This is a genomic window from Streptomyces sp. 13-12-16 (assembly GCF_002114215.1).
In the GTDB taxonomy this organism is placed as follows: Bacteria; Actinomycetota; Actinomycetes; order Streptomycetales; family Streptomycetaceae; genus Streptomyces.
The window spans coordinates 1,783-2,349 of record NZ_NCTE01001424.1; the positions used below are offsets into that span (position 1 = coordinate 1,783).

Annotated in this window: 1 protein-coding gene; it reads left to right on the forward strand. The window is 70.7% G+C overall.

Going from position 1 to position 567, the window contains the following annotated elements:
- Window positions 1-567, forward strand: a 567-nt coding sequence (locus tag B7767_RS47565) for an acyltransferase domain-containing protein (RefSeq protein WP_218775869.1), incomplete at both ends; no start/stop codon positions are given.

A 567-nucleotide genomic window follows, 5' to 3' on the forward strand; every position in this document is an offset into this window, starting at 1 on the left:
ACACGCCCTCGCCACCACCCGCACCCTCTTCCCGCACCGGGCCGTGGTCATCGCCGACGAGCGCGAGGCGTTCGACAGCGCGCTGGACGCCCTCACACACGGCGAACCCTCCGCCGCCCTGGTGCACGGCACGCCCCTTCCCGGCCGGACGGCGTTCCTGTTCACCGGTCAGGGATCACAGCGTGCGGGCATGGGCCGCACCCTGTACGACACCCACACCGTCTTCCGCGAGGCGTTCGACGAGGTCTGCACCACCCTCGACCGCCACCTCGACACCGGACACAACGTCAAGGACGTCGTCTTCGACGACGACCCCGCCCTGCTCGACCAGACCCGCTACACCCAGGCAGCACTGTTCGCCCTTGAAACAGCCCTCCACCACCTCATCACCTCCTTCGGCATCACCCCCGACTACCTCACCGGCCACTCCATCGGTGAGATCGCCGCCGCCCACGTCGCCGGGGTCCTGTCCCTGGACGACGCCTGCCGCCTGGTCGCCGCCCGCGGCACCCTCATGCAGGCCCTGCCCACCGGCGGCGCCATGATCGCCGTCGAGGCCACCGAGGA